Annotated in this window: 8 protein-coding genes; 7 read left to right on the top strand and 1 reads right to left on the bottom strand. The window is 70.8% G+C overall.

All coding sequences use genetic code 11. The features are described from left to right. Window positions 1-335, top strand: a 335-nt coding sequence (locus I003_RS0128165; protein ID WP_027774541.1) for an IS110 family transposase, incomplete at its 5' end; no start/stop codon positions are given. 135 nt (window positions 336-470) lie between these two features. Here the strand turns inward: I003_RS0128165 and I003_RS0128160 are convergent. After that, complete coding sequence (locus I003_RS0128160; protein WP_027774540.1) at window positions 471-2,669, bottom strand: ABC transporter family substrate-binding protein; 2,199 nt, start codon at window positions 2,667-2,669, stop codon at window positions 471-473. Between the two features lie 354 nt (window positions 2,670-3,023). Here I003_RS0128160 and I003_RS0128155 point away from each other — a divergent pair, with 354 nt between their 5' ends. From I003_RS0128155 to I003_RS35815, 6 genes are all read left to right on the top strand, one after another. After that, window positions 3,024-3,314: a hypothetical protein gene (locus I003_RS0128155; RefSeq protein WP_027774539.1), complete on the top strand. Its 291-nt coding sequence runs from the start codon at window positions 3,024-3,026 to the stop codon at window positions 3,312-3,314. A 117-nt stretch (window positions 3,315-3,431) separates the two neighbouring features. Then, window positions 3,432-4,265, top strand: coding sequence for a hypothetical protein (locus tag I003_RS0128150; protein ID WP_027774538.1), 834 nt, complete (start codon window positions 3,432-3,434; stop codon window positions 4,263-4,265). Window positions 4,266-4,306: 41 nt separating this feature from the next. Further along, window positions 4,307-6,295 (top strand): fumarate reductase/succinate dehydrogenase flavoprotein subunit, encoded by a 1,989-nt coding sequence (locus I003_RS0128145; protein ID WP_027774537.1) that lies wholly within the window; start codon window positions 4,307-4,309, stop codon window positions 6,293-6,295. Between the two features lie 29 nt (window positions 6,296-6,324). Then, window positions 6,325-7,119: a succinate dehydrogenase/fumarate reductase iron-sulfur subunit gene (locus I003_RS0128140; protein ID WP_027774536.1), complete on the top strand. Its 795-nt coding sequence runs from the start codon at window positions 6,325-6,327 to the stop codon at window positions 7,117-7,119. An 86-nt stretch (window positions 7,120-7,205) separates the two neighbouring features. Then, window positions 7,206-8,780, top strand: coding sequence for a D-alanyl-D-alanine carboxypeptidase/D-alanyl-D-alanine endopeptidase (gene dacB, locus I003_RS0128135; protein WP_027774535.1), 1,575 nt, complete (start codon window positions 7,206-7,208; stop codon window positions 8,778-8,780). Window positions 8,781-9,011: 231 nt separating this feature from the next. Then, a partial coding sequence (locus I003_RS35815; RefSeq protein ID WP_199784332.1) for a transposase occupies window positions 9,012-9,310 on the top strand: 299 nt, incomplete at its 3' end.

Here is a 9,310-nt window from a genome sequence, read left to right as displayed (position 1 = left end):
TCACCGTCGGCGACGGCACCAGCTTCCCCACCGCCGCTCACCTCGCCTCCTACGCCGGACTCGCCCCCACCACCAAGTCGTCCGGAACATCGATCCACGGCGAGCACGCACCACGAGGCGGAAACCGGCAGCTCAAACGGGCCATGTTCCTCTCGGCCTTCGCCGCCCTGCACGACCCCGCCTCCCGCACCTACTACGACAAATGCCGGGCCCGGGGAAAGACCCACACCCAAGCCCTCCTCCGCCTCGCCCGCCACCGCATCAGCGTGCTCTTCGCCATGCTCCGCGACGGCACCCTCTATGAACCACGCACCCCCGCAGCAGCCATCGCATGACCAGTTCAGGCTTGACGAAGGACATAGAGGCACCCCCCCCGGGGAGCGCGCTACCCAGTTCCGAACGGCGGTATCACCTGATCCCTCAAGGGTCAGGACGCGGCCGGTCGGCAGACGGTTTCCCGGGCGGAGGCTTCAGTTGCGGTAGCCGATGTCCTGGTAGCGGGGGGTGGCGAAGCCGAAGGCGCCGGCGTTGGCCAGGTTGCGTGTGGTGGCGACCAGTTGGGGGCGCTGGTAGAGGGGGATCGAACCGGCCGCTGCCCAGATGCGGGCGTCGGCACGGTTGAGGAGTTCCTGTGCCGCCTCGTCGTCCAGCTCGGAGAGGGCCTGGTCGAAGAGCCGGTCGATTTCGTCGGTGCCGACGCGGGTGTAGTTCTGCTCGACCACCAGGGAGCCGTCGGGGGACGGTACGGGCTTGGCGTAGATCGGGCGGGCGTCGGTGGCCGGGTAGGGGGTGCCGGGCCAGGAGTAGAGGGCCAGGTCGTATTCGCCGGCAGCGATGTAGTCCGTGAAGTAGTCCGGCTCGCCGGCCTCCACCACCTCGGTGCGGACGCCGATGTTGTCCATCATCTTCACCACCCGCGAGGCCACCGACCGCAACTGCTCCGTGCCCGGCCCCGTCGGCACCACGAAGCGGAGCGTCAGCGGCTTGCCCTTCTTGACGAACGGCCGCTGCCGCGGCGGCTGCGCCACGCTCGTCTCCCGCTCGGCCAGCGCCGCGCGCGCAAGCCGGGCCGCCCGCACCGCCTCCTTGTACGGCTTCGAGGACCTGCCGTGCTTCGCAGCCGCCGCAAACAGCTCGGCCTGCCGGCCGAGCACGACGTGCTGGGCCTGCGCCGGCTGGGTGACCGACAGCGGCAGGTCGTACGTCGGCAGCAGCCCCGCGGCCGGCTTGTCGTCGCCGGAGCCCTTCGCCTCCGCGTCCTCCGGCCGCGGGCCGCCCTTCCAGCCCGCCTCCGCCAGCAGCTTCTGCGCCGCGACCACGTCCTGCGGGCCGAGCGCGGCGCTCTGGTCGCTGTAGCCCGGCTGGCCCGGCATCAGCAGGTGGCTGCCCAGCGGCTTCGCCGGCAGGCCGTGCGGACCGAGGACGCTGCGCGCCAGGGTGCCGCGGTCGACGGCGCGGGCGACGGCGCGGCGTACCCGCTCGTCGGCCAGCGGGCCCGAGCTGCCGTTCAGCGCGAGCTGCGTGTACGCGGGCTCCAGCGCCCGGTGCACGGAGTACGGGCGCGGGCCCGCCTTCGGCAGGGAGACCAGGTCCGCGGGCTTGCCGTCCTGCGCCCGGTCGGGTTCGGCGACCTGCACCGCGGCCCGCTCGGCACGGGCGGCCCGAAGGGCCTCGTCCCGTTCGACCTCGGCGATGTCCAGCCGGCCGGCGTCCAGCGCCCTCTCCCGCCCGGGGCCGCGCGGCACCTCCTCGAAGACGAGCCGGTCGAGCAGCGCCCGGTCACCCCACCACCGGGGGTTGCGCACGAGCGTCACGGACGTGGGTTCGCTCGCGTTGCTCTCGTCCCGCTTCCCCTTCTTCTTCCCGTCCCTCTTCTTGCCGTCCTTCTTGCCGTTCTTCTTCTTGTCGTCTTTCTCGTCCCTGTCCGCCCTCTTCCCGGCCTTGTTCTTCTTGCTCTTCTCGTCCTTCTTCCCGTCCCCGCCGTCCTCGTCGCCCCTGACGTCCTTGATCATGAACGGGCCCGCGACCTCCGCCAGTCCCTTCCGCGACCGGTCGTTGAACGCCTCCGGCGTCTTCGTCACACTCATCGGGTACAGCGGCGAGAAGAGTGCCTTCCAGTCCGCGTACGGCTTGTCGAAGACGACCTCCACCTCGCCCGGCTCATCGCCCGCCTCGACCGAGTCGATCCGGTCGTAACCGGCGTTGCGCGCCGTCCAGAACGCCGTGTCCTCGCCGTTGAGCGCCAGCCACTGCGCCTCGAAGTCCTCCGCCCCGAGGGGCCGCCCGTCGCTCCAGACCGCCTTCGGGTTCAGCCGGTAGACCACGCGCTGCTTCGGGCTGCGGTCCTCGATGTCCGCGCTCTCCAGGTAGTCCGGGTCGGCCGCCGGCGTGCCGTGCTCGTCGACGGTGAACAGCCGCGGCAGCACCGCGCCCGCCACGCGGTCGGTCGCCTCGCCCGCGTCGGCCTGGAAGACGTTGAACGTCTCCGGCGCCTCGTCCACGGCCCAGCGGACCGTGCCGCCGGGCCGGAGCTGCTCGCGCGAGACGGCGGTCACGTCGTGCGCCGCGCCGGCGGCGTTGCCCGGGGAGGAGTCGCAGCCCGCCAGGGGCAGGGTGACGCCGGCCGCGAGCAGCACGGCGGCGGAGCGCCTGCGGCGGTGAGGGGACATGCGCGATACCTCCGTGAGGCACATTTCCGGCATCATTTGCCGCTCATCACACTTCTCTTGTCCCGCCACCTAAAACGAGCCCGCCCCGGACCCGGCGGCGACACGTCGGGCACGCCGCGCAACGCAACCCGTCCGGCCCAGCCGTAGGGAGATCGGGCCGTGTGTTCTGCGTACGGATCGGCAGGATCCGGCCCCGTAGGTCACCCCCGCAGGGGGAAATCTGCAGATCCCTTCCCAAGCGAGCGCGAGACGCGCGACACTTCCCCCCACAGCGCCCTGAGCGCGTTTTCGCCGTGCGCGAAGACCGCGCGGGGCACCGTCAGCACCGCCCGACCGAAGACGTGAGGGCATGTCATGACCCTGAACGAAGAACTGACCGCAGCGCAGCGCTGCGTCGACGATCTCGTACGCACGGTGAGCCGCCTGGAGCAGCGCATGGGCGCCGGCGCGCTGGAGCTGCGCCGCGTGCGGACCGACGCCGACCACCTGCGGGAGTCCCTCGCCCTGCTGCGCGAGGTCTCCGCCCAGGGCCCGGAGAAGGAGGGACCGACCCTGGTCCCCATCCCCGACCAGCCGTACGACCACACCCTGTGGCGGGACGCCGACGACGAGGGACTCGGCGCCGGCGGCCGGCACGCCCCCTAGCCGGGCAGCCGGACCCACCCCCCGCCCACGACCGCGCGCCGCGGCCCTGTCAGGCCCCGGCCCGCCGCAGCACCTCCGACCATCCCCGACCCACTCACCCTCCTGCCGGAGACAACCTTGGCCACCGGAACAACCGAACGCCCACCGAGCCCCGACCAGCCGGGCGGAGTCCGCGCCCCGGGCCGTGCCGCCATCGCCGCGCCCCATCTGCGGACCGACCGCTGGTGGCTGCAGCCGGCCGCCACCTTCACCGGTCTGATGGCATTCATCGTCTACTCGACATGGCGCGCCTTCGTCAACGACGACTACTACGCGGCTCCCTACGTCTCACCGTTCTACTCACCCTGTCTGGGCTCCGACTGCGTCGACATGAAGGGCGGCCCGAACTTCGCGCTCTTCGGTGACTGGTGGTTCATGTCCCCGGCGGTGATCATCCTGGTCTTCCCGCTGGGCTTCCGGTTCACCTGCTACTACTACCGCAAGTCGTACTACCGCAGCTTCTGGGTGTCTCCGCCCGCCTGCGCGGTCGCCGAGCCGCACAAGACGTACACCGGCGAGACCCGCTTTCCGCTGATCCTGCAGAACCTGCACCGCTACTTCTTCTACGCCGCGCTCGTGGTCGCCGCCATCCTCACGTACGACGCGATCCTCGGCTTCCGCAACAGTGAGTACGAGTGGGGCCACATGGGCCTCGGGACCCTCGTGCTCTGGGTCAATGTCGTGCTCATCTGGCTCTACACCCTCTCCTGCCACACCTGCCGGCACATCGTCGGCGGCCGGCTCAGGCACTTCTCCAAGCACCCGCTGCGCTACCGCGCATGGGGCTGGGTGGGCAAGCTCAACCAGCGCCACGCGCTGCTGGCTTGGGCGTCCCTGATCAGCGTGGGACTCGCCGACCTGTACGTATACCTGGTGGCCTCGGGCGCGTTCGACGACCCGGTGCTGTTCTGAGGCGCAGCGAGCCGACCGATGGGAAAGGCGAAGCACAGAAAATGACGCAAGTCGAACGGCAGCAGTGGGACGTCGTCGTGGTAGGTGCCGGGGGCGCCGGACTGCGGGCGGCGATCGAGGCCCGCGAGCAGGGGCTGCGTACGGCCGTGATCTGCAAGTCGCTCTTCGGCAAGGCCCACACCGTGATGGCGGAGGGGGGCATCGCCGCCAGCATGGGCAACGTCAACGCGGGCGACAACTGGCAGGTCCACTTCCGCGACACGATGCGCGGCGGCAAGTTCCTCAACAGCTGGCGGATGGCGGAGCTGCACGCCAAGGAGGCGCCGGACCGCGTCTGGGAGCTGGAGACCTGGGGTGCGCTCTTCGACCGCACCAGGGACGGCAAGATCTCCCAGCGCAACTTCGGCGGCCACGAGTACCCGCGCCTCGCCCATGTCGGGGACCGCACGGGGCTCGAACTGATCCGTACGCTGCAGCAGAAGGTCGTCTCCCTCCAGCAGGAGGACCACAAGGCCGGCGGGGACTACGAGTCCCGGATCAAGGTCTTCCAGGAGTGCACGGTCACGCGCATCCTCAAGGCGCCCGACGGGCGCGTCTCCGGGGTGTTCTGCTACGAGCGCGAGTCGGGCCGGTTCTTCGTGATCGAGGCGCCGTCGGTGGTGCTGGCGACCGGCGGCATCGGCAAGTCGTTCAAGGTGACGTCCAACTCCTGGGAGTACACCGGCGACGGCCACGCGCTGGCGCTGCTCGCCGGGGCGTCGCTGATCAACATGGAGTTCGTCCAGTTCCACCCCACCGGGATGGTCTGGCCGCCCTCGGTCAAGGGCATCCTCGTCACCGAGTCGGTCCGCGGCGACGGCGGTGTCCTGCGCAACAGCGAGGGCAAACGCTTCATGTTCGATTACATCCCGGACGTCTTCAAGGAGAAGTACGCCCAGAGCGAGGAGGAGGGCGACCGCTGGTACGACGACCCGGACAACAACCGGCGCCCGCCCGAACTGCTGCCCCGTGACGAGGTGGCCCGCGCCATCAACTCCGAGGTCAAGGCCGGCCGCGGCTCCCCGCACGGCGGGGTGTTCCTGGACGTCTCGACCCGGCTGCCCGCGGAGGAGATCAAGCGCCGGCTGCCTTCGATGCACCACCAGTTCAAGGAGCTGGCGGACGTCGACATCACCGCCGAGGCGATGGAGGTCGGCCCGACCTGCCACTACGTGATGGGCGGCGTCGACGTCGACCCGGACACGGCGGCGGCGCTGGGCGTGCCGGGCCTCTTCGCGGCCGGCGAGGTCGCCGGCGGTATGCACGGCTCCAACCGCCTCGGCGGCAACTCCCTCTCGGACCTGCTGGTGTTCGGGCGCCGCGCGGGGCTGTACGCGGCCGAGTACGCGCGCGACGCGGCCGGCTCCGCCGGGCGGGCGGAGGTCGACGAGGAGCAGGTCGCGGCGGCGTCCGCGGAGGCGCTGCGCCCGTTCAGCGCGGAGGCCGGTACCGGCGGCGCGGCTGCCGGGAGCGGGGACGGGGACGGCGCCACCAGGCCGCCGGAGAATCCGTACACCCTCCACCAGGAGCTGCAGCAGTCCATGAACGACCTGGTCGGCATCATCCGCCGGGAGTCGGAGATGAGCGAGGCGCTGACCCGCCTCGCCGACCTCCGGGTACGCGCCCGCCGCGCGGGCGTGGAGGGCCACCGGCAGTTCAACCCGGGCTGGCACCTCGCGCTGGACATGCGGAACATGCTGCTGGTCAGCGAGTGCGTGGCGCGCGCGGCCCGGGAGCGTACCGAGTCGCGCGGCGGCCACACCCGCGACGATCACCCGGCCATGGACCGCGACTGGCGCAAGCAGAACCTGGTCTGCCGCCTCGCCGACCCGGCCGGCGGGGCCCTGCCCGCGGCGGACGTCCCGGACCCCGAGCGGGGCCAGATCCGGCTGGAGAAGCGTGAGATGCCGCCGATCCGGCCCGACCTGCTCGACCTGTTCGAAAAGGACGAGCTGGTGAAGTACCTGACGGACGAGGAGCTGACCGAGTGACCACGGCACCCACCACCGGCACGGACACCGTGTCTTCCGGGGGGACGTCCCCCCAGACCGCCCAGCTCGCCCACTTCAAGGTCTGGCGCGGCGACGACGAGGGCGGCGGCCTGGAGGACTTCGAGGTCGAGGTCAACGAGGGCGAGGTCGTCCTCGACATCATCCACAGGCTGCAGGCCACGCAGGCTCCCGACCTGGCCGTGCGCTGGAACTGCAAGGCGGGCAAGTGCGGCTCGTGCAGCGCGGAGATCAACGGCCGGCCGCGGCTGCTGTGCATGACCCGGATGTCGGTGTTCGAGCCCGGGGAGACCATCACGGTCACCCCGCTGCGCGCCTTCCCCGTGGTCCGCGACCTGGTCACGGACGTGGGCTTCAATTACGAGAAGGCCCGCGAGATCCCCGCCTTCGTGCCGCCCGAGAAGCTGGCCCCGGGTGAGTACCGGATGCAGCAGGAGGACGTGGACCGCTCGCAGGAGTTCCGCAAGTGCATCGAGTGCTTCCTGTGCCAGGACACGTGCCATGTGGTCCGTGACCACGAGGAGAACAAGGCGGCCTTCGCGGGCCCGCGCTTCCTCATGCGCGTCGCCGAGCTGGACATGCACCCGCTGGACGCCGCGGCCGACGAAGGGCTGGACCGCAGGACCACGGCGCAGGACGAGCACGGCCTGGGGTACTGCAACATCACCAAATGCTGCACGGAGGTCTGTCCCGAGCACATCAAGATCACGGACAATGCGCTGATCCCGCTCAAGGAGCGGGCGGCGGACCGCAAGTACGACCCGCTGGTGTGGCTGGGGAACAAGATCCTCCGCCGCAAGGACTGACGGGCCGGTCATACCACCGGTCGGACCAATGACACGGGCGGCAAGGTACTTGTTGCCCGTGTCCCGGTTCGCCATGCTCCACTGTCATGAGCAGATCCCCCAGACGTCCGAAGTCAGCAGTGCGTTCATGGACTTGGCCGGCCGCCGCCGCGGTGGCCGGCCTCCTCGCTTTCGGCCTCGGCGGCAGCGCCCCGGCGGGGGCGGACCCCGACGACGACGGGCTCAAGCAGGCGCTGGACAACGTCCTCGCCGACGAGCGCCTCGACGGCGCGCTCGCGTCCGTCGTGGTGGCCGACGCGGCGAGCGGCGAGACGCTGTACGAACAGTCCGCCGCCACCCGCCTCACCCCCGCCTCCAACACCAAGCTGCCCACCTCGGCCGCGGCGATGGAGCTGCTGGGCCCCGACTACACCTGGACCACGGACGCTCTCACCGCGGGCGGCGACCTCTACTTGCGCGGCAGCGGTGACCCCACGATGCTGGCCGCCGACTACGACGCGCTGGCCGCGCAGGTCGCGGCGGCGGGGGTGGACGAGGTCGGCCGGCTCGTCGCGGACGACACCCGCTTCGACTCCGCACGCGTCGGCAACGGCTGGTCCGCCGACTACGAGTCGGACTACTACGCGATGCAGATCTCCGCGCTGACGGTGGCCCCCGACACCGACTACGACTCCGGCACGGTGGTGGTGGAGGCGTACCCCGGCAAGAAGGCGGGCGACCGGCCGACGGTGAAGGTGACGCCGGCCAACGGCTACGTGAAGATCGACAACCGGGGCCGTACGGTCGCGGAGGGCGAGGGCGACACGCTGGGGATCGCCCGGGAGCACGGCACGAACACCATCGTCGTCAGCGGCGACATCCCGGTGAAGGCGAACGCCACCAAGGAGTGGATCACGGTCTGGGAGCCGACCGGCTATGCGGCGGCGGTCTTCCGGGACGCGCTGGAGCGCCACGGCGTCGACGTGCGCGGGAAGACGCTGCTGGGGCGGGCGACGCCGGACGGGGCGCGTACGGTCGCCAGCCACGGCTCGATGCCGCTGAAGGACCTGCTGGTCCCGTTCATGAAGCTCTCCAACAACGGCCACGCGGAGATCCTGACGAAGACGATCGGCGTGGAGACGGCGGACGCCGGCACGTGGAGCGCGGGTCTGCGCGGGGTCTCGTCGTACCTGGAATCGGTGGGCGTCGACACGTCCACCCTGCGCCAGGTCGACGGCTCGGGGCTGTCACGGGGCAACACGATCCCGAGCCGCGCGTTCGTCACGCTGCTGACGGCGGTCCAGGACGAACCGTGGTTCGGCGCCTGGTACGCGTCGCTGCCGGTGGCGTGCGACCCGGACCGCTTCGTGGGCGGCACGCTGCGCTCGCGGATGTGTGACACCCCGGCGGAGGGCAACGCCCGCGCGAAGACGGGGTCGCTGACGGGGGCGTCGGCGCTGTCGGGGTACGTGACGGACGCGGACGGCAGGGAACTGGTGTTCAGCGTGGTGCTCAACAACTACCTGACGGGTTCGGTGAAGGACATCGAGGACGCGGTGGTCACGACGCTGGCCGGGTACGGCGAGGGCACTCCGGCGGCGGAGCCGCGGTCGCGGACGACGCGGGGTACGGAGCACCCGGCGGACCTGGAGTGCGCGTGGCTGAAGCCGATGCGGTGCTGAGACGGGCCTGACCGCGGGGCCCCCGCGGGGGCCCCGCACGGCCGGGGGCACAGGGGAACGGCCGCCGCCGGGCAGTCACGGGGGTTCCCTGGTTCCGCCGCACTCCTCCCCGTACATTGAGAGCGGGCCTGTCAAGCTCCGCGGCTCGAAGGAGGAGCGGACGTGCACGAACCGCCGGAACTAGTACTACAGGGCTAGATCTTGATCATGGGGTGGTGGGAGACTCTGGCTGTGGCCACGACACAGCCCCGTGATCAAGATTGTCCGTCGGACGCCGTCAGCCCGGCCGATTTAGCCGTCTGGGACCGAGAGTTCGCCGCGCTGGGCGAGCGGATAACCCCACTGTTCTACCGCCCGGAGTCCCAAGGGCACGCCCTTCAGTACCTGCGTGGGCTCCTCTCCCCGTTGCAGCGCAAGAACGGCTGGACCATGGCCGAGTTCGCCGGTGAGAAGGAGCCCAAGGCACTCCAGCGGTTCTTGAACCTCACCCCGTGGAGCGCGGTTCTGATGCGGGACCTGGTCCGCGACTA

The organism is Streptomyces sp. CNQ329 (assembly GCF_000482585.1).
Note: the sequence above shows the minus strand (reverse complement) of the source record. Positions and strands in the feature narration are given on the sequence as shown.